The 18,764-nt window shown below is 63.1% G+C and carries 17 protein-coding genes and 1 tRNA gene; 10 read left to right on the forward strand and 8 right to left on the reverse strand.

The annotated features are described in order from the left end of the window. The first annotated feature begins 157 nt into the window (after window positions 1–157). Together F3S47_RS11465 and F3S47_RS11470 are read left to right on the forward strand one after the other, a co-directional pair. The gene (locus F3S47_RS11465; protein ID WP_150445401.1) at window positions 158–1,099 is read left to right on the forward strand and encodes a 3-hydroxyacyl-CoA dehydrogenase; all 942 of its coding nucleotides are present in this window, start codon (window positions 158–160) and stop codon (window positions 1,097–1,099) included. Between the two features lie 3 nt (window positions 1,100–1,102). Next, window positions 1,103–1,858 carry an SDR family NAD(P)-dependent oxidoreductase gene (locus tag F3S47_RS11470; RefSeq protein ID WP_150445402.1) on the forward strand — a complete coding sequence of 252 codons (756 nt, stop codon included), beginning with the start codon at window positions 1,103–1,105 and terminating at the stop codon, window positions 1,856–1,858. A gap of 55 nt (window positions 1,859–1,913) precedes the next feature. Here F3S47_RS11470 and F3S47_RS11475 read toward each other — a convergent pair whose 3' ends face one another. The 3 genes from F3S47_RS11475 to F3S47_RS11485 all read right to left on the reverse strand — a co-directional run bounded on the left by F3S47_RS11475 (window position 1,914) and on the right by F3S47_RS11485 (window position 6,521). Further along, the gene (locus F3S47_RS11475) at window positions 1,914–4,634 is read right to left on the reverse strand and encodes a molybdopterin-dependent oxidoreductase (RefSeq protein ID WP_191090164.1); all 2,721 of its coding nucleotides are present in this window, start codon (window positions 4,632–4,634) and stop codon (window positions 1,914–1,916) included. A gap of 14 nt (window positions 4,635–4,648) precedes the next feature. Continuing rightward, the gene (locus tag F3S47_RS11480; protein WP_150445404.1) at window positions 4,649–5,452 is read right to left on the reverse strand and encodes an FAD binding domain-containing protein; all 804 of its coding nucleotides are present in this window, start codon (window positions 5,450–5,452) and stop codon (window positions 4,649–4,651) included. Window positions 5,453–5,609: 157 nt separating this feature from the next. After that, window positions 5,610–6,521, reverse strand: coding sequence for a LysR family transcriptional regulator (locus tag F3S47_RS11485; protein ID WP_223877800.1), 912 nt, complete (start codon window positions 6,519–6,521; stop codon window positions 5,610–5,612). Between the two features lie 76 nt (window positions 6,522–6,597). Between F3S47_RS11485 and F3S47_RS11490 the strand changes: the two genes are divergently transcribed. Beyond that, the gene (locus F3S47_RS11490; RefSeq protein ID WP_150445405.1) at window positions 6,598–8,097 is read left to right on the forward strand and encodes a CoA-acylating methylmalonate-semialdehyde dehydrogenase; all 1,500 of its coding nucleotides are present in this window, start codon (window positions 6,598–6,600) and stop codon (window positions 8,095–8,097) included. Window positions 8,098–8,969: 872 nt separating this feature from the next. On the opposite strand, the gene F3S47_RS11495 is transcribed toward F3S47_RS11490, so the two are convergent. Beyond that, window positions 8,970–9,206: a hypothetical protein gene (locus F3S47_RS11495; RefSeq protein ID WP_150445406.1), complete on the reverse strand. Its 237-nt coding sequence runs from the start codon at window positions 9,204–9,206 to the stop codon at window positions 8,970–8,972. Between the two features lie 148 nt (window positions 9,207–9,354). On the opposite strand from F3S47_RS11495, the gene F3S47_RS11500 reads away from it, so the two are divergent. Continuing rightward, the gene (locus tag F3S47_RS11500; protein WP_150445407.1) at window positions 9,355–10,089 is read left to right on the forward strand and encodes a Crp/Fnr family transcriptional regulator; all 735 of its coding nucleotides are present in this window, start codon (window positions 9,355–9,357) and stop codon (window positions 10,087–10,089) included. Window positions 10,090–10,550: 461 nt separating this feature from the next. Here F3S47_RS11500 and F3S47_RS11505 read toward each other — a convergent pair whose 3' ends face one another. Next, window positions 10,551–10,964: a hypothetical protein gene (locus F3S47_RS11505; RefSeq protein ID WP_223877801.1), complete on the reverse strand. Its 414-nt coding sequence runs from the start codon at window positions 10,962–10,964 to the stop codon at window positions 10,551–10,553. Then, on the reverse strand, window positions 10,961–11,386 hold the full coding sequence (locus F3S47_RS11510; protein WP_150445408.1) for a hypothetical protein: 426 nt from the start codon (window positions 11,384–11,386) through the stop codon (window positions 10,961–10,963). Before F3S47_RS11510 ends, F3S47_RS11505 begins: the two co-directional genes overlap by 4 nt. A gap of 265 nt (window positions 11,387–11,651) precedes the next feature. On the opposite strand from F3S47_RS11510, the gene F3S47_RS11515 reads away from it, so the two are divergent. Genes F3S47_RS11515 through F3S47_RS11525 form a run of 3 tightly spaced genes read left to right on the forward strand, consistent with a single transcriptional unit; the run spans window position 11,652 to window position 12,819 of the window. Further along, window positions 11,652–11,966 (forward strand): hypothetical protein, encoded by a 315-nt coding sequence (locus F3S47_RS11515; RefSeq protein ID WP_191090165.1) that lies wholly within the window; start codon window positions 11,652–11,654, stop codon window positions 11,964–11,966. Continuing rightward, window positions 11,963–12,349 (forward strand): hypothetical protein, encoded by a 387-nt coding sequence (locus F3S47_RS11520; protein ID WP_150445409.1) that lies wholly within the window; start codon window positions 11,963–11,965, stop codon window positions 12,347–12,349. Before F3S47_RS11515 ends, F3S47_RS11520 begins: the two co-directional genes overlap by 4 nt. Further along, a complete protein-coding gene (locus F3S47_RS11525) occupies window positions 12,346–12,819 on the forward strand; it encodes a hypothetical protein (RefSeq protein ID WP_223877802.1) in 474 nt (157 codons plus the stop codon). Before F3S47_RS11520 ends, F3S47_RS11525 begins: the two co-directional genes overlap by 4 nt. Window positions 12,820–13,954: 1,135 nt before the next feature. Here the strand turns inward: F3S47_RS11525 and F3S47_RS11530 are convergent. After that, window positions 13,955–14,164 (reverse strand): hypothetical protein, encoded by a 210-nt coding sequence (locus F3S47_RS11530; protein ID WP_150445410.1) that lies wholly within the window; start codon window positions 14,162–14,164, stop codon window positions 13,955–13,957. Between the two features lie 1,015 nt (window positions 14,165–15,179). Between F3S47_RS11530 and F3S47_RS11535 the strand changes: the two genes are divergently transcribed. Next, window positions 15,180–15,269 (forward strand) — tRNA-Ser (locus F3S47_RS11535). Window positions 15,270–15,477: 208 nt separating this feature from the next. On the opposite strand, the gene F3S47_RS11540 is transcribed toward F3S47_RS11535, so the two are convergent. Then, on the reverse strand, window positions 15,478–15,855 hold the full coding sequence (locus F3S47_RS11540; protein WP_150445411.1) for a hypothetical protein: 378 nt from the start codon (window positions 15,853–15,855) through the stop codon (window positions 15,478–15,480). A gap of 288 nt (window positions 15,856–16,143) precedes the next feature. On the opposite strand from F3S47_RS11540, the gene F3S47_RS11545 reads away from it, so the two are divergent. Together F3S47_RS11545 and F3S47_RS11550 are read left to right on the forward strand one after the other, a co-directional pair. Beyond that, window positions 16,144–16,986 carry a bestrophin-like domain gene (locus tag F3S47_RS11545; protein ID WP_150445412.1) on the forward strand — a complete coding sequence of 281 codons (843 nt, stop codon included), beginning with the start codon at window positions 16,144–16,146 and terminating at the stop codon, window positions 16,984–16,986. 268 nt (window positions 16,987–17,254) lie between these two features. After that, on the forward strand, window positions 17,255–18,607 hold the full coding sequence (locus F3S47_RS11550; protein WP_150445413.1) for a YihY family inner membrane protein: 1,353 nt from the start codon (window positions 17,255–17,257) through the stop codon (window positions 18,605–18,607). Window positions 18,608–18,764: the final 157 nt, after the last annotated feature.

The raw sequence follows: 18,764 nt of genomic DNA on the forward strand, positions 1-18,764 counted from the left end.
GGCAAAGTGCGGCCGGATTCCCTTGTTTTCCAAGCGAACCCGCACCCGTCAACGACTACGCGTTCTTGCCGGACCGGTTTTGGAGCCAGCTCTGGAGCGCACTTGCTTCCCGGCGGCGCGGGCCCGACGGGGATGCCCAGCACAAGGATCGAGACTCATGAAAATTGCCGTCATCGGCATCGGCGCAATCGGCCGCGCCTGGACCATATCCTTCATGCGCGCGGGTCACGATGTCCGCATCTGGAACCAGTCCCCAGGCCGCATAGAAGAGGCCCGCGACCTGATCACCAAAATTCTGCCGGACCTCGAGGCTGCGGACCTCCTCAATGGCCGCACACCTGACCAGGTAATGCAGAACTTCCATCCCTGCGAGACGCTGGAAGAGGCCGTGGACGGCGTCGACTACGTCCAGGAGAATACTGCCGAAAACGTAGAGGTGAAGAAGGAGATCTTCGCCCGGATCGAAGCCGCCGCCCCCGAAGACGCGATCATTGCCAGTTCCACCTCCGGCATCGTTCCTTCCGCCTTTACCGGCGAGTTGAAGCGCCCCGAGCGTTGTCTCGTTGCCCATCCGCTCAACCCGCCCTACCTCGTGCCGGCGGTGGATCTCGTGCCCTCGCCGAAAACCTCCAAGGAAGTGATGCAGCGAACGGCCGGGATCATGAAAGAATGCGGCCAGGTCCCGATCCTGATGGAAAAGGAAGACCCCGGCTTCATCACCATCCGCCTGCAGGGCATGATGTACCACGAATGCTGGCGCCTAGTGAACGAGGGGCTCGCCGACCCTGAGTCGATCGACGTCGCCGTACGTGAGGGGCTGGGTCTACGCTGGTCCTTCATCGGCCCCTTCGAGACCGCAGACCTAAACGCGCCTGGGGGTATCCGAGACTTCGTGGGCCGGTTCGGCGACGACCTGAACGCGATCCACCCACGGGTGACGGACCCGGTCCGCTGGGAAGGCAAGCTGCTCGACCAGGTCGAGGAGGCCCGGCGCGAGAAGCTGCCCATGGACAGCCACAAGGACCGCCAGCTCTGGCGCGACCGTCGGCTCATCGCGCTGGCCGCCCACAAGGCAGAGCGCACCCGGAACGAGGGCTGACCCGTGCGCCTCGCCGGCAAGCGGGCTGTCGTGACCGGCGGATCGGAGGGGATCGGTCTGGCCATTGCCCGGTCCTATCTGCGCGAAGGCGCCGAGGTGACCATCGTCGGCCGCAGCGTGGACAAGCTCGGCAAGGCGCTCGAGACGCTGGGCGGCGGCCAGTCCGTGGCCGCCGATCTCGCCACCGATGCGGGCGTCGCGATGGTCGTGGAAACCGTCACCCAGGGCCCGCCCCTCGACATCCTCGTCAATAACGCGGGCCGCGCGATACTCGCGCCTTTCGAAGAGGTGGCGCGGGACGACTTCGAGGCGCTCATGGCGCTAAATGTCACCGCGCCCTATTTCCTGACGCAGCATCTTCTGCGGCACATGGTTCTGCCGGGCGGCTGCGTCCTCAACATCTCGTCCTATTTCGCGGACAAGATGATACCCGGGCGCCCGTCGAGCGCCTACTCGGTCTCCAAGGGGGCGATGGACGCGCTGACCAAGACCCTCGCCTTCGAACTCGGCCCGCGCGGCCTGCGGGTCAACGCCATTGCGCCCGGCACGACCGACACCGAGATGCGGCGCCGGACTGTCGACACTTTGCCCGAGACCAAGCGAGAGGCGCTCGACGCTTATGTCCGCACCAGTTACCCCCTCGGGCGGATCGGCCAGCCGGAGGATATCGCAGGCTTGGCGGTGTACCTCGCAAGCGACGAGGCCGTCTGGACCAGCGGCGCAATCATTCCGGTCGATGGAGGGTACACCTGCGGTTGAGGCGGGGACGCGCTATCGAAAGAGCGTAGGACGGCCCATCGAATTGCCGTCCTGCCTACCGGTCGCGCGTCTGCACCGCCCGCCAGACCCGCTCGGGCGTCAGCGGCAGGTCGTCGATCACGACGCCAGTTGCCTGCGCAACCGCTGCCGCCAGCGCAGGGGCGGTGCAGAGGATCGCGCCCTCGCTCACGCCCTTGGCCCCGTAGGGTCCCGGTCCGTCGCCATTCTCGACGATGCCGGTCACCAGGGATAAAGGCATGTCCTTCGTGGTCGGGATACGGTAGTCGAGGGCGCCGAGGTTCCGGATCTCACCGTTCTCGCCCAGCACCAGGTGCTCCATCATCGAGTGGCCGAGACCCATGATGGCGGCACCCTCGTCCTGCATTTCGACCTGGAGCGGGTTCAGCGCCTTGCCCACGTCACCCACGGTTACGTGCCGATGGATCAGGATTTCCCCGGTCCCCTCGTCGACCGAGACCTCGAAGGCGGTGCAGTTGAACTCGAAGAAAGCGGGGGTGCCGCCGAGAGGGTGGTCCTTGAGCGAATGGCGACGCATCCGTCCCGTGCCGACTAGCTCTCCGCCCCAGGAGCGCAGTTCGGCGCAGACGAAGTCCATGATCGGGACCGGAGCCTCGGGCAGATGGATGATGCCGTTGGTGACGCTGATCTGCTCCAGCTCAAGTCCGCTGAGTTCCGCCGCCATTTCGGCTAGTTGGCGGTGCAGGTCTTCGCAGGCCTTGCTGATCGCGTTGCCCATGAAGACGGTTGATCGGCTGGCCGATGTCTGCAGGTCAAAGGGCACGGCCGAGGTGTCTCCCGAGACGACGGTGACCCTGTCCATCGGCGCGCCGAAGGCATCGGCGGCGAGCTGGGCGAAGATCGTTCGCGCCCCCTGCCCCATGTCCGAGGTTCCAGCGTATACGACAACACTGCCGTCGGCGAGCAGCCGCACCGTCGCGTTCGACAGCCCGGTCGTCGCCCCAGCCTTAATCGCCACCGCGATCCCGCGCCCATGGCCTTCTGGCAGGGGCGTCTGCCAGCCTAGGAGGTCGGCAGCCTTCTGCAAGGATTGCTCCCAATGGCCGTCGGCGCCGAAGTCGCCAGGTACCACCTCGTCACCCTTCCGCGCGAGGTTGCGCATCCGGATCGCGAGACCGTCGATTCCGAGCGCTCGCGCCGCCTTGTCCATCTGCCCCTCATAGGCCCAGGACATCTGCGGCGTACCGAAGCCGCGGAAGGCGGTGGCAGGCGTGGTGTGGGACAGGATCGCCCGCGCCCGGATGCGGGCGTTCGGCGTCCGATAGGGCCCGGCGCCGAGGTAGCTGCCCTTGGCCATGACCCGTTCGGAGATGTCGCCATAGGCGCCGACAAGATAGTCTGCCTCGGCGTCCTGAAAGACGAGGTCGCCGTCCTTGGTAAACCCGGTCCGCATCTTCATCCGCGTCGCGGTCCGGCGGACGTTTTGGAAAGTCTCCTCCAGCGTTAGCACGAGACGGCAGGGTCGTCCGATCCGCCGCGAGATCAACGCGACGAGGGGCTCGAACTTCGGGTTCTGCTTGCCGCCGAAGCCGCCGCCCGGATCGGGCGCGAGCACCTGGACAGAGGTCAGCGGGAGTTCGAAGAGGTCCGCCATCATCCGTTGCAACAGGTAGGGATGCTGCACCGGGCTCCAGACCGTCATCCGGTCTGAACGGGCATCGACGATGAAACCGTGCGGCTCGATCGCGAAGTGCGTCACCATGGGGAAACCGTAAATGCCTTCGACGACCACATCAGCGCCGGGCGCGTCGAGATCGCCCCACTCGGTGACTCGCTCGTTGAGGATGTTTGTGCCCGAGCGCGGATCGTTCGGCCGTAGCTCGGGCGGCTGGACGAGCGGCGCCTCCGGGGCCGTGGCGGCCTCGATATCGGTAACCGCGGGCAGGGCCGTGTAGCTGACCTCGACCAGCAGCGCCGCCTCCTCGGCCGCCTCCTTGGTCTCGGCCGCGATCACGGCGACGGGTTCGCCGTGATGCCGGGTCTCGGCTGCAGCAAGGACCGGCCGGTCCTTGTACACCGGCCCGAAATGCATGAGCGGCTGCGGAAGGTCCACCGCGGTGACGATGTCGAGGACTCCCGGCACCTTCCACGCTGCGGAGGCATCGATCCCGTCGATCCGTGCATGGGCGACGGGGAGCGTCACCAGCTTCAGATGGGCGACGTTGTCGATGGTCAGGTCGGCGAGAAACTTCTGCGAACCGTCGGCCCGTGCCCGCCCGCCGGACCGTTCCACGTCCGTCCCCACGACCGGCCCGGTCGGTGCCTCTGCGCGCGCCTGCCGGGCGCTGACCCGGGCCATGGCCTCGAACATGCGGTTGTAGCCTCCGCAGCGGCACAGGTTCCCCGACAGCCCTTCGCGCACGGCTACGGCGTCATCGGCTTTCTCATCCCGCAGAATGGCCCTCGCGGCCATGACCATGCCGGGGATGCAGAACCCGCACTGGACGGATCCCGTCTGCAGAAAGGCATCCCGCACCGAGCCGAGATCCTCGTCCTCTGCCTCCGCGGTCGTCACCGCCTTGCCGTCCGCCTCGACCGCGAGACAGAGGCAGGAGTTCACGAGCTGGCCATCCATCTCTACCGTGCAGGCGCCGCATTCACCGACGGCACAGCACTCCTTCGACCCGGTGAGACCCACCTTGTCGCGGAGGCAATCGAGAAGGGACAGGTTCGGCGGCACGGCGATGCGATGCTCTGTGCCGTTGACCATCAGATCGATCGCGATCTCTCCTGACATCTCCGTCGTCTCCTTCATAGTGCCGATCGTGCCCGCGCCAGCGCCCGCTCGGCGATGACGTTCAGCATGGCGCGGCGGTAATCGGCCCCCGCCCGGACGTCCGTGATCGGCGTCGCCACGTCAAAGAGCGTCTCTGGATCGCCGCCTCCTTCGACCAGAAGCGGCCTGGGCGCCACCGCACCGAGGGCGTAGCGCACCGTCCCGTCCGCCTGCAGCAGGCAGCCGAGGTTCACGGTGGCGAGGTCGACACCACGCCGTCGGGTGATCCGTTCGAAGGTCGACGCCGTCTTCTGCCGCGGCAGGGGCAGGCGCACTGCCGTGACGACCTCGCCCTCCCCCAAGTCGGTGTCCCGGTTGCCGCGCACGAAGTCCTCCACGCTAGACAAGCGAGTGCCGGAGGTCCCAGCAATCTCCACCGAGGCTCCGTAAAGCGCGAGTAGCGGCACCGTGTCAGCGGCCGGCGAAGCATTGCAGATGTTCCCGGCAAGCGTCGCACGGTTCCGGATCTGGATCGAGCCGACGACGTTGGCCGCCTCTACGAGGGCGGCAAAAAGCGCTTGTATACGGCGATCGCGGACGATCTCGGTCATCGTGGTCCCGGCAGGCACGACGAGACTGCCATCCTCTTCCCGGATCTCTGCCCGAAAGCCCTCGACGCGCTTAAGGTCGATCACCAGACGCGGTCTGGCGACATGGTGTCGAAGCGCCACCACGAGATCCGTCCCACCGGCCAGCATCAGTGCCTCGGGACCCGCCTCAAGAAGCAGGGCGATCACATCGTCGAATTTCTCCGGGCGAGCGTAGTCAAAGCCGAGCATGACCACCTGGCGCGATCTTCTTGGGTCTCGAAGCGGGGCAGCAGAATTGGCCGGTCAAAGTGTCGTCCTCCCGGGCGAACCATAACGACGGCAAAACCTTGGAGCAAGGGAATATCGATTATCGATCATTTGCCTCAGCGCTGGCGTGAAGAAGCTTTCAAGGCCGGATGAACAGTTCTCGCTCGGCGCGCGCCGCCCGGTCCAGGAACTCCACCACCGCCTGGACCCGGCGGGCCGAGCTGAGGTTCTCATGCCAGACTGTCCAGTAGCCACGGGTCACCCGGACCTGTGGCAGGATGTGAACGAGGCCCGACTGCTCCGCTGCCATGAAGTCGTGCAGAATTCCGATGCCGACGCCCGAGCGAACCGCTTCCACCTGCCCCACCGCCGTGGCCACCTCGACGACGGAGCGCCAGCCCTTCAACACATCTACTGTATAGTTGAGGTCAGGCGTGTAGACGAGGTCCTCCACGTAACCGACCAGGTCATGATCCCGCAGGTCGGCAACCGTGTCTGGTTGCCCCCGGGTCTCCAAATACCGGGGCGCGGCATAGAGACCGAGTGTGTAATCCGTCAGCTTTCTCACCCTCAGCCGGCCCTTGTCCGGTCGTCCGACCATGATGGCGATGTCCGCCTCCCGTTCGGAGAGCGAGAAACTACGCGGAACCGGAACGAGCTGAAGTCGCAGCCCCGGGCAGGCCTGCATGAGCGAGCCCAGCCGCGGAGCGAGAAAGGCACCACCAAAGCCGTCGGGCGCGCCGATCCGGACCGTGCCGCCGACACCTTCTCGCCCCCGGATCTCTTCGAGTGTGCCGAGAAATTCCGCCTCGACCCGTTCCGCCATTGAGAAGAAGAGACGCCCCTGCTCGGTGAGCTGAGAACCGCGCGTGGTCCGGTCGAAGAGCCTTGTCGCCAAGGCGGCCTCGAGCGCCGCAACCCGGCGACTGAGCTTGGCTTGGCTGATGCCGAGCCGGCGCGCGGCTCCAAGCATCTGACCCTCGCGGGCGACCGCGAGAAAGTGGCGCGTGTCGTCCCAGTCCATCGCCGTCTCGTTTGATCGTTTTTGCATACCGGATCACCTCTCGAGGCCATTTATATGCACTTTTGCTCAGCCTAGGTAAGCCGTGACCCTATTGGAGAGCGCCATGACCGAGATCGCCCATTTCATCGACAACGCCCGCGTCGCCGGCACCTCCGGCCGCGCCCAACCGGTCTACAACCCTGCGACTGGCGAGACGAAGGCCACCGTCGCACTGGCGTCGAGCGAGGAAGTCGGCCGCGCCGTCGCTTCCGCCCACCAGGCCTGGAAGAGCTGGTCGAGCACTCCTCCACTCCGCCGGGCGCGCATCCTCGACCGGTTCAAGATGATCCTTTGGGAGCGGGGCGATCAACTGGCGCAGGCCATTTCAGCCGAACACGGCAAGACCCACGAGGACGCGCTCGGTGAAGTGACACGGGGGCTCGAGGTCGTCGAATTCGCGGTGGGTGCGCCCCACCTGCTGAAGGGTGAGATAACGGAGAATGTCGGTACCGGGGTCGACAGTCACTCGCTGCGCCAGCCCCTCGGAGTGGTCGCGGGCATCACTCCGTTCAACTTCCCCGCGATGGTGCCAATGTGGATGTTTCCAGTTGCACTGGCCTGCGGCAACACCTTCGTCCTCAAGCCCTCCGAACGCGACCCCTCGGCATCGTTGCTGATCGCGGAGTGGCTGGCCGAGGCGGGCCTGCCCGAGGGGGTCTTCAACGTCGTCCAAGGCGACAAGGAGGCGGTTGATACACTGCTCACCCACCCGGATGTGAAAGCCGTCAGTTTCGTCGGCTCGACTCCGATCGCGAAATATATCTACGAGACGGGCACCGCGAACGGCAAGCGCGTGCAAGCTCTCGGCGGGGCGAAGAACCACATGGTCATCCTGCCCGACGCCGACCTCGACATGGCTGCGAACGCGCTGATGGGGGCCGCTTATGGCTCCGCCGGCGAGCGCTGCATGGCGATCTCCGTCGCCGTACCCGTGACGGACACCGTCGCGGACGCGCTGATCGAAAAGCTGGTGCCCAAGATCGAGGCCCTCAAGACCGGTCCCGCTACCGACAGGGCGACCGACATGGGTCCGGTCGTCACCAAAGCCGCGCAGGAAAAAATTTGCGGCCTGATCGACAAGGGCGAAGCCGAAGGCGCCAAGATCGTCGTCGATGGCCGAGGCTTCACGCCGCCGAAAGGCTACGAGAACGGCTACTTCGTCGGACCGACGCTTATCGACGAGGTAACACCGGAGATGTCCGTATGGCGCGAGGAGATCTTCGGTCCCGTTCTCTCTGTCGTCCGCCGCAAAAGCTACGACGAGGCCGTCGACCTAATCCACGCCCACGACTATGCCAACGGCGTATCGATCTTCACCCGGGACGGCGACGCCGCCCGGACTTTCGCGCACGACATCGAGGTCGGAATGGTAGGCGTCAATGTCCCGATCCCGGTGCCGATGGCTTTCCATTCTTTCGGCGGGTGGAAGCATTCACTGTTTGGCGACCACCACATGCACGGCATGGAAGGCGTGCGCTTCTACACCCGCCTCAAGGCGATCACCACGCGCTGGCCGTCCGGTGTCCGCACAGACCCGGAGTTCTTCATGCCGACGATGGGGTAACGAACCCATTGCGGCGCGCCGCGCCAGAGCGGCCGGCTGCGCGACGCGTATCCGCGGAGGAGCAGAAGCCGCCCAAAAACCAACGTGGCTGAGTGCATAACGAGGCATCAACTTTGTCGAATGCCTGGCGTGCTGTACAAGTGGGGATTGTCGCCAAAGCAATCGGACAAAAATTTCTCATCCCGCCTCGCCGCCCGACTTGGCGGTCATTTGCGATTGCATTGATGTGCGCTCGGCGCGAATCTGAGGCGCTGCACAAGCCGGGGTCACCCTTGCGCCGCGAAACTCCGGCCCATAGCCGCCATTTGGCGGATCTTGTTCATCCCGTCACGATCTTCCCTTTGTCCGCCGCAAGAGACCGATTGATCGACCATGCTGTGATCGTCCTGGTCCGAGCTCTGACTACGCAGCATCAATTTTCGTCGGAGAGGTCTTGTTGATGCCAAAGATGTTTCGATCGTGTTGTTTCCTGCCATGTCGCGCTTGCTACGACAGGCTGCCTCATCCGCTGCCGAGCAACATCTGCCGCAATGACGTCTGGATCACATGGCGCACAATCTTGATGGCGGCATCCTGTCCACACTTCTCCCCTTTCAGCGTCGCCAGCACCTGCCCGACATGGACCAGGGCCACGACGCTAAAGGGAGGAGAACCCGGTCGTTAAGGGTGAACGACACTCGAGTGTTCATTCTTCGGATTTGCAAGGGAGCATAGCGATTCTCGGAAGTGCCTTGGCGCTCACCATATCGGAGAGCCAATATCTGTCAAAAACATGACAAAGCAGTTCATTCGTATTATCGCCCCGAGATATCTTCGTTCTTCCTTTCAAAAAGGAATTCGACCATTCGGCATCCCATCGTCGAAGATCGACGTCACGGGCGCCGAACGGAATTGCCCCCGGCGATGATCGCGTTGATCAGGTCTGCGACAGCTCGGTGGTTCTCCGTCTCATGGTCGGTGCCGACGGCGTTCTCATGGGTTGCCGCGGCGTCGCGGAGGACTCCCACGATCTCGTGCTCCGGCAGCACCCCGTGATCGTTCATCGCAAGCAGCAGGGCCTCGCAGATCGAAAGGGCGGCTTCGCCTGCGTGCTCGCTCGCCGTGGACATGCCGGGGCTCCTTCCGGTGGATCGTGGCCCGGTTACATTGGGCTCGGACGATCCGTACTTCTGACAGGAATGTCGCTATGCTGGACTGATCCAGAGTAGTGTCCGGGCCGATCCTTTGCTCTGGTATTGCATCACGCCGGGAGGGCCAATGACGTCAGCAGAGCGCAGCCCCCTGATCCGCAAACTTTCGGCCTTCGTCGGGTTGTCGAAGGTCGAACTTGCCGTGCTGGAGCAGCTCCACCAACGCCGACGGACCTTCGCGGCAGGGAAGGATATGGTGCACCAGGGGCAATCCGATCAGGCCGCCTACATCCTCTCAAGCGGATGGGTTTGCTCCTACAAGCTCCAACCCGATGGAACCCGCCAGATCGTCGATTTCCAGGTGCCGGGTGACTTCCTCGGCCTGCGCAGCGTTCTCTTGCGGACCTCGGACCACAGTTTTGAGCCGATCGTGACGATCGAGGCCGCTGAAGTCCTAAAGTCAGATCTCCTGGCAGCCTTCGCGCAGACACCGCGGCTTGCCACTGCCATTCTCTGGGCTGCATCGCGAGATGAGGCGATGGTCGTCGAGCATCTTGTAGGGCTCGGCCGGCGCGACGCGGAGGCCCGGATGGCACATTTCCTGTTGGAATTGGGATCAAGGCTGGCACTGGTTGGTATCGGCAGCAGGGAAGGATACGACTGCCCACTGACGCAGTATCACCTTGCCGATACGCTCGGTCTGAGCGCCATCCATGTCAATCGTGTGTTGCGGCAACTACGCGAGGCCGGACTGTTGACCTTTCGGGACGGTCATGTGTCGATTCACGACTATGCACGGCTCGTGGAACTTGCCGAGTTCGATCCGGCCTATTTGGACCAGACCGGGCCGCTCCTGAAGTGAGGGGCCGCCCTCCTTTGCTCGGCCGGTGGGCCCGCTAGTCACCTCAGGCGCAGGAGGTCATGCGAGGACCGGGTCGCCGCGTCGAGTTCCTTGTTGGTCTCGGCGCCGTTCTTCGCCGTGCGTGCCTTCTCGGCTGCCCCGAGAATGCTTCAGGGCCGCGTCCTTCTTCGGACCAGAGGGCGCCTTGTCCGGAGCCGACTTCGGGGAGGTCATCTTCTAGCCGGTCTTGTTCCGTTCGGGAGTCGTCGGGAATGTCCTTCTTCGGACGTCCCGAGAATAAGAAGCGTGCCGACTTGCCCACCTTTGGGGGATCGACACGCCAACACGCTTCTCGGGTACTCGGAAAGAAATATGCCACCAAATATTCGGCAGGCACGTCTCACCTGACCGGAGTCGACGCTTCGCCGCACTGACCCAGGTTAGTCCCGGCGTCTGCGGCATGGCGATTGTCTCTGCGGTTCTCAGGTGACCACAGTCTGCTGGTGGGAAATCCTCAGCCATGTGTTGTCATCGTTGAGGTACGTTGAGGCACAGAGCGCCATGTAGATCGGCACATCGGGCTTCTCTGCCGAGACCCGGTAGGTAAGAATGGCGATGTCACCACATCGCGTCACGCGCCGTTCAGCCATAACAACGGAGCGCCAGCCGGTTCTCTCGCGAAGATGGGCCCAGATCTGGTCGCCTTGGAGGATGCCGGGAGGATAGGGGAAGATCATCACGGCGTTGGCCGCTGTCGTGGTTCGCGCGTTGTCGGCGCCACTGGTCCAGAAGTGCTCCTCCAAGGCCCACAATATTCCCTGTTCGCGCGGCGATGGCGTCCCAGCCTTTTGCGCCGCATGTTCCGGTACGTTGGGAGTCTGGTTGGAAACGGTCATTCGCCTGCCCCCGAACCGCCAAACGTCAGAACCTGAAACAGCACAAAGGTGATAGCGAGCACAGCCCAGATCACCCCGCTAGTGCCCGGCTGGCCGCCCTCAGCCGGCGCGACCGACCGCTTCAGGGTACCTGACACCGGACGATCTGGGAGCAGATGGCTCAGGTCTCGTGCGACTCTGCCGTGGTCGCTGGCGAGCGCAGGCACGTCCCGAAATCGAGCAAGCAGCGCCCCCAACCGCGCTCGCGCGCCATCGCGTCCCAGCGTGACCAGTTCAGAGGTTTCGTTCCATGGGTCGAGACCGAGCCGAGCGAGTGTCGAAAGCACCGTCACGGCATAGCCGTTCCTGTCTTCGCCGACCGACGCATAGAGAAATCGCTCAAATCCGGGCGGATGCGGGTTGAGAATACTGGGGTCGGCCATCGCCAATCCTTTCACTGGCTACAGGCATGGAGATCATCCCTGTTTTCCTAAGGATACGTGCAGGCGAGCCTCTCCGCACTTACGCAGGTCAGTGCTGGCGACGCACCGCGGAGAGTTCACGGCCAGGAGCAGGGCTAACATGTGTTAGCGCTAGCCGCACCATCCCGATGTAAAAAAGAGAAATCGTTCGACTGGTTCGACCAAGACCCTAAGCGGCCGGCGACAGTGGTGAGCGACGAATCTGCCAGCATTGCGGAGGCCCGGGATGAACATGCGGTCGACCAGATCGACGGTGACGTTTTCCAACCCGTTCACTCTGTCGGGATACCCGGGCGAATTGCCCGCTGGAGAGTATGAGCTTCTCGTCGAAGAAGAGCTTCTCCAGGGGCTGAGCTTCGAAGCCTACCGTCGGACGGCAACCTACCTGACAGTGCGCGGCAAGGGCCGTCATGCGGGACGCTTCGAGTTACGCGCAATTACCGACAGCGATCTGAAAAAAGCGCTGAGTCGGGATGCTGCCCTGAGCCAGACCAGCAATCACAGCGAAGCGGCGCTTCCCCCGCAGGAGGACGGAACATGAACTCACCCGAATGGCTCAAACCCGGCATCTATGGCGCGCTGATCGGCGCGGTCTTCGTCAGTGTCGTGGGATTCACATGGGGCGGCTGGGTGACTGGCGGGACCTCGAACGACAGGGCGATGGCGCTGTCTCGCGACAATGTTGTCACGTCCATGGTGCCGGTCTGCCTCGACATGGCGCAATCAGACCCGGCGCGGGCGGACAAGATGGAGATGATCCGGGCCGCCTCGACCTACCAGCGGCGCGACGCGCTCATGGACGCGGGTTGGGCAACCATGCCGGGAACTGATGCCCCGAACCGCGATATCGCGCAAGCTTGCCTGGCCGCCCTCGATGTCGACGGTTCACCAGAGAGCGCCGAAAACGCAATTGAGGAGGGATGACCTGCGCCATGCCGATCCCTTTTCCGGAGTCGACCGACCTCGAGCGGCGCGTACTGGCCCATCAAAGGGTCCTGCAGGCGCTGATCGCCTATATGGCCCGCACCGACCCTCGTTTCATCGACCACCTGAGAGAACGGTTCGTCGAGCCGATGCGGATGGCCCGGCACGAACACAACCACCGTGAAACAGACGATTATGCAGAAGAATTCATTCGTGCCGTGATGCTCCTCGGAGACGTGCGCGCGCCCGAGACGAAGGAGCCAGAAATGACCGCCAAGCCCCCCGTGCCGCCGAAAAGCGTTGGAGGACAAGGTTCTTCCACGAACGAGCCGTCGCAAAGCGGTGGGGTTCAGGTTCGCGAACGAAACGGCATCTGGGAGGTGCGAGTCGATGGCAAGTTTCGTGGCGACTACCACCAGAAGGAACACGCTCTCGCCGCGGCGGCCTTGCACAGGTTGTCGCCCCGATGACCGGTGGCACTCATCCGACTGACCTGCAGGACTTCTCGATCCAGGTCGCCGAGAACGAAGGCATGCCATCGAGACCGAACGACATGGTCCCCCCGACACCGGACTCGCCCACAAAGCGGCTGACCGGAACGCTGACGCTTGGGCAATCGCGGACGCGCATGGCAACCGGCGGCCTCTGGTCCGCCGGGGAGCGAGCGGCGATGAGACATCCCGTGGCGAAGCTGATCACTAGGATGGCAGTCATGGCCGGTGTGATCGCGTCCTTCGCCTTCCCCGCCCTTGCGCAGGTTGGCACTGGCCCAATGCCGACGAATGGCGTGCGCCCCCGCGGGTGAACAGGATCAGGCGGCAGTTTTGACCATGGCGCGAGCGTGGCGGCCTTCCAACTTGACGGGCTGAGATACAAGCGCTCTGTGTCAGAGTTCGGCGGCAACAAGGCGGTGGCCGTAGTCCTCGAACGCGTCTGTGATCGCCCGGAGTCCCGCGATGATCGCTGCGTCGCCAGGCTTGGGACAAGGGTCGCCAGTTTCCGAACCGCAACCCAATTCTCTTTCGCGGAGAAGGTGTTCCGCTGCCGCGTTCGCTGGGAGCGCGAGAACCTGCCTGCCTCTTGGCGGGGCCTTCCTCAACTATGCCTGCGCGGGGTCCGCGCCGCTCCTAAAGCGCCCAGGTTGCTTCGGGCTGATAGTCAGGCTGATGCGCATCACCCGCGACACGAAGTGCTCTCTTTCGGGGCCGCGATGATCGACGCGCATGGCGCCATCGTCATGACAAGTGACAGACACCGTCATTTGTCAGCTGCAGTGCAGCGGGCGGGATCCACTGCACTCGAATTCTGGGGCCAGCACCGCTCCTGACGCGGTCCGCGCTGTCGTCCCTCGCCCCACGGACCGACGTCCTTCGCGCCATCCAGCCGGGGTGGCGATCACCGAGAGAAGATACCCATGACGACCACGGCCACCAACCTCACCGCACCGTCCGCGAACGCCGGCAGCCCCTCTGCGATGACCGTCGCTATCACCGGCATTGTTGCGCTGCTTGCTCTCAGTCTAGCCCGCCTTGTCGCGGGCCGTCCGCTGCCTCTATGCGGTGTTAGCAGGCATGAGCGTCACGAGAGTCCACGTCATCGCGAGACTCACGGCTTCTGATCCGGTTCTCGGAACAACGGGGCTTCATAGGTCTGCTGCTCGCGCCGTTCAGCGTCATCGACGTTTTCGGGCGACTCTCCGACCGATTTCGCAACCTTCTCCGCTCGCATGCGGGCGGATGCAGCTTTCTTGGCTCGCGAGCGGGCGTATTCTGTGTCGTCGAACTTCGCACTGAACTCTGGCAATCTGTCGATCATGTTGAAATCCTCCATTGCGTAAGAACCATCCCCGCACCATCACCAATATGGGGTCGGAACAGGCCGAAAATTAGGGGTCGACGGCAACGATTGCTTGTTCATGCCAAATGAGAGTGTTCGCTGAGACCTTACTTCTGCTCTCCGAGAAAACGGCTGATGCGGGGTTTCCCGCTGACTAACCTGGATCAACGAGTAGCCATTGGCGCGTGCGCATAGCTCCTCATCCGACATCGCTTGTATCGGAGGGAGTTCAGTATCGTGACTCGTAGATATCCCACGCGTTGGTTCGCGATAGCAATCGCTACGGTTCTAGCAGCGTCATCGACAAATGCGGCGCGGGCAGACACGGCCCTGCGATAGCATCCCCCGGACAAGGCCTGTGCGGATCCCCGAAAATCACCGTGGCGGCGTCCCTTCGTCGAAGACGTAGAAGCTGCAGCCGGCCCTATCGGCTCATGACAAAGGACGGCGCTCGAAGACGTGCTGCCTGTCAGCGACACAGTCATCCTGTTGGAAGCCGCAGACTAGGTCCGCGATATTGACCGCGGTGCGCGCGATGAAGGACATCGAGGCCCCCTTAGACATTGACAGGCGTGACGCCGACCACGCGCGGTAGATCGTTGACGGAGCAGCCTGCGATCGCGGCGTGCCGACTTGGTATCGCTTGGCTCGCGGGTGCGGCGAAGGTCGGCTTTCCGCCCTTAGCATCGCTCGCCTGACGCATGCTCGGTCATCAAGCTAATATTGACTATGGCTGGCTCCTTCAGCGGCGCCGCCCGGATGGCCGCGCCTGACGGTTGACTTGAAGGCCTTGCCATCGTCGATGCGTGCTCGCTTTGCGGGCAATTGCGGCGTGAGAACAATACGGAAACAGCTGTGTCAGAAACGTGTCAGAACGTGACAGAAATCCCGGGAAATCCCGGGAAAACCCGGGAAATCAGGCCCTTGGCGCTGCGGCGCGGCGCGGGAAAAAATATCGTTGCGCCATAGGGTTCTAGCTGGCATAGACGGCGGCGGAGACGTGGCCGAGTGGTCGAAGGCGCTCCCCTGCTAAGGGAGTAGGCGGGAAACCGTCTCGAGGGTTCGAATCCCTTCGTCTCCGCCATTTTCGCTGCCTCTCAGGCCAGAACCAGAAGGTCCCGCGACGGCGGGATGATGGCCGACGTCCGCACGTACAAGGCCACTCCTCTCAGCTTCTTCGGAGACCGGACCCCACCTCTATTGCGGCCGCAGGACAGGTTGGCCGATACGACTCCATTCCTGCGACCGTATTCGCCGCTGCCCTTTCAGAAGGCCCTCTCTGCTGCCGTCGTTCAGGACTTCTCTTCCTGACATTCCATGGCAAGAAGCAAACCCGCGTAGGCATCGCTTTGCGACAGGTCCACAAGTACTGACGTCCCATTGGCGGTCTGGACGGTCATTTCCTCGTTGTTGGTAATGTCCAACGCGATGCGGTATTCGCTGTCGGAAAGAATATAGCCGCCATAATAGCCGTCGCGCTCCAGCAGGTTCGGGTCGCCCGCATAAGTGTTCGGCCCGATTTGGACCACGGCGAAGGGTTCGTCGGCCTCGAGAGCGGGTGGCTCACCGGGAATGAACAGCGCGATGAAGCCGAGGTTGTGCCCGCCGCCATCATGCTCGGTGACCACTCCGAATTCCAGGATCATCCGCTCTTCGGTCACCCTTTGCATCAGGCAATTCCGGTATCGAGGTTCTGATAGACGTCATAGAGCCCTCCTACCCTGATGATCTCGTGGTGGTCGCTCACGCGAATGTTCCCTATTTGATTACGTAGGGTAAATATCAAGCTACACCGGCTCGACTGCATTTGAAGCGGATCCGCTACTCGCATGGTACTCGGAGCCCCCAGATGCTGTCGGCCATGATCGCGGCCTGCTCAACGAGAGTCTCGAAAAGCCCTCTCACCCAACGGAAGCTCGAACGGCGCTGGATAGCGGCGGCCAAAACGAGTCGGCAGGATGGAATTCACGACGGCAGCAGAGCTGTTCTCCCGGATCACGCTTCCCGTGCTGGGGTATATCCAGACAGTGATCTTGCTGCTCTTCCTGCTACCTGGGGCGGCGATCCTCGGCTACTACTCGGGACGCGGTCGAACCAAAGCCGGCCCCGGCGGTGAGCCGGCCGGGGCGCTGGTCGGCGAAGCGACGCTTGGCGCGATCATGTCGCTACTCGGACTGCTGCTCGCCTTCACATTCGCCAACGCCGTCGTGGTGTCTCAGCAGAGAACCCAGACGATCAACGACGAGGCCGCCGCCATCGGCACGGCATTTCTGCGCGCAGACTACCTGCCGGATCCGGGCCGGTCGGAACTCCAGCAAGCAATCCTCGACTACGCCGAAACCCGCGTCACCACTGGCGGTGATCCGATCCGGAGCATCGGACAAGCCCAAGCCTTCATAGAAACCAGCCTGATCGCCCAGGGAGAGCTCTGGCCGCAGACCCTTGAAGCGACAAGCGACCCGGTACCGGCCGCCACGAAGAGCTTTGTCGCGAGCGCGGTGAACGAGGTCCTCGACTCTCACCTCGATCGCATCCAGTCGCTCTCCTCTCCGATCTCGACCCTCGCGCAGGGAATGCTGCTGTCGATCGCACTGGTCGCCCTCTTCCTGCTCGGCAATCGGTCCGGTGTCGCGGGGCGCCCTCTGACCTGGAGAACCTTCCTCTTTGCCTACTCGCTCTTTGCGATCATGGTCACGATCACGGACATCCAGCGAGCCACGGAGGGGTTCGTGACGGTCAACGATACAACCCTGAAGGCGACGATATTCGAGATGACACAGAGCATGTCGGAACGCTCCTGAACGACCACATAGCGTGAATTGAACGTGGATTGGGGGAAAGATCTCCTGGACCTGCGGATCACCAGGCCGATCCTATTGCTGCTGTTCTTGGTCAACTTCCCGGCGACGGTTGCTCTGGGACGTTCCAGTTCCTAGCGCCCCCATTCGCGTGGACGGGGACGATGCCGACGGCGGCACCGCGGTTGCTCTGTGCGATGCGAGCGGCCGAGCGGCAATCCCGGTCGCTCATTTCTTCTGAGTGGGACTTCGTTCGTGCTATGCTGCGGAAATGAAAGCTCCAGGCGATGTTTTCAGCCACCTGCGAAAATCCGGCACTGCTCTCAGGTCCGGCCGACTGTATCGCTTTCTGCAATATTCAACGCAAAGATTTTTCGCCGATCGGATCGATCATGCCGTCGCGGCCCTGACCTTCGCGACGCTTCTCGCCATTGTGCCGCTTCTCGTCATTTCCTTCGCGGTCATGTCCTACTTCGAGGCGTTCGAAACCGCGAAAGTCCGGATGGAGTCCCTGGTATTCGAGGCGATCGTCCCCGAGGCAGGTGCGACACTGAGGGAGTATCTGACCGGGTTCACGCAGAATGCAGGGGAACTGACGACGCTCGGCGTGATCGGTCTCGCGATTACGGCGATTCTGCTGCTTTCGACCATCGAAGCCACGCTGAACCAGATATGGAGGGTCGAGAGAACCCGGCCCGTCATCGTGCGCTTCATCGTGTTCTGGACCGTCCTCACGCTCGGGCCACTGCTCGTTGCTGTCAGTCTGACCTTGACGTCCGACGTGCTGGACTTCGCAAATCGCCTGGAACCGGAAGACCTGGGCGTCACTCAGCGCGTCCCGAGCTTTACGGATTGGCAGATCGTCCAGACCGCAGGGCGCGTGATGCTGTCCACGTTCGGCCTCACGGCGATGTTCGTCATTGTGCCGGCGAGGCTGGTCCTGGTCCGTCACGCGGTCGTCGGCGCTTTTCTGGCCGCGCTGTGCTTTGAAGCCTTGGCCTGGGCATTCAACGCGTATCTGTTTTCGAGCTCGACCTACCGGACCATCTACGGCGCCGTCGCGGCAGTGCCGATATTCCTTCTCTGGATCTATTCGTCGTGGGTCGTGATTGCCCTCGGCGCAATCGTCGCGGCCTCGATACCGGACTGGCGGCACGAATATGGCGCGCCTCCGGGCCGTGATCAGACGTCGGGCGAACGCCTGGTCGCAGCGGTAACGCTCCTGGCGAACCTGCATCGCAAGGCTCAGGAGGGCGGTATGCTCACCGAGGCGGACCTGATCGAATCCACGGGCCTCGGGAGACGCTCGGAAGTCTTCGAGATGCTGGCGTCCAGGAGCTATGTCCTGGAGACGGAGGCCGGCGGAGTCGCCCTGCTGCGTGATCTGCACAGCCTCACGCTGTACGAACTGGCCAAGGATGTCGGGGCGGTGGTGGGACAGGAATTGGACCCCAACCCTGTAATCGATCAATGCGAGCCAAGAGAGATAACGCGCATCAAACAGCTTCTCGGTCGCCTCATGGGAGCGGAGAGGGATATTCTGGGCGTATCCGTCGCGAGCCTGCTCGAGACAGAAGACGGTATGTCCTCCGTGATCCGAGTGGACCCACAACGTTCTTCGTAACTGCCAGTCTTCTGCAATTCGGACGACTGGCCCCAGAGGATACCGGGAACCATTCGGTCGGGCGTAAAGGTCAGCTGATCCAGCAGACGTCTTCTGCCGTAGATTGGATGCGGTCGGGTCAGTGACCGCGGACCGTCGCTCGCCTCTGTCCTGCGAG

It is taken from the genome of Histidinibacterium aquaticum, from assembly GCF_008710275.1.
In the GTDB taxonomy this organism is placed as follows: Bacteria; Pseudomonadota; Alphaproteobacteria; order Rhodobacterales; family Rhodobacteraceae; genus Oceanicola; species Oceanicola aquaticus.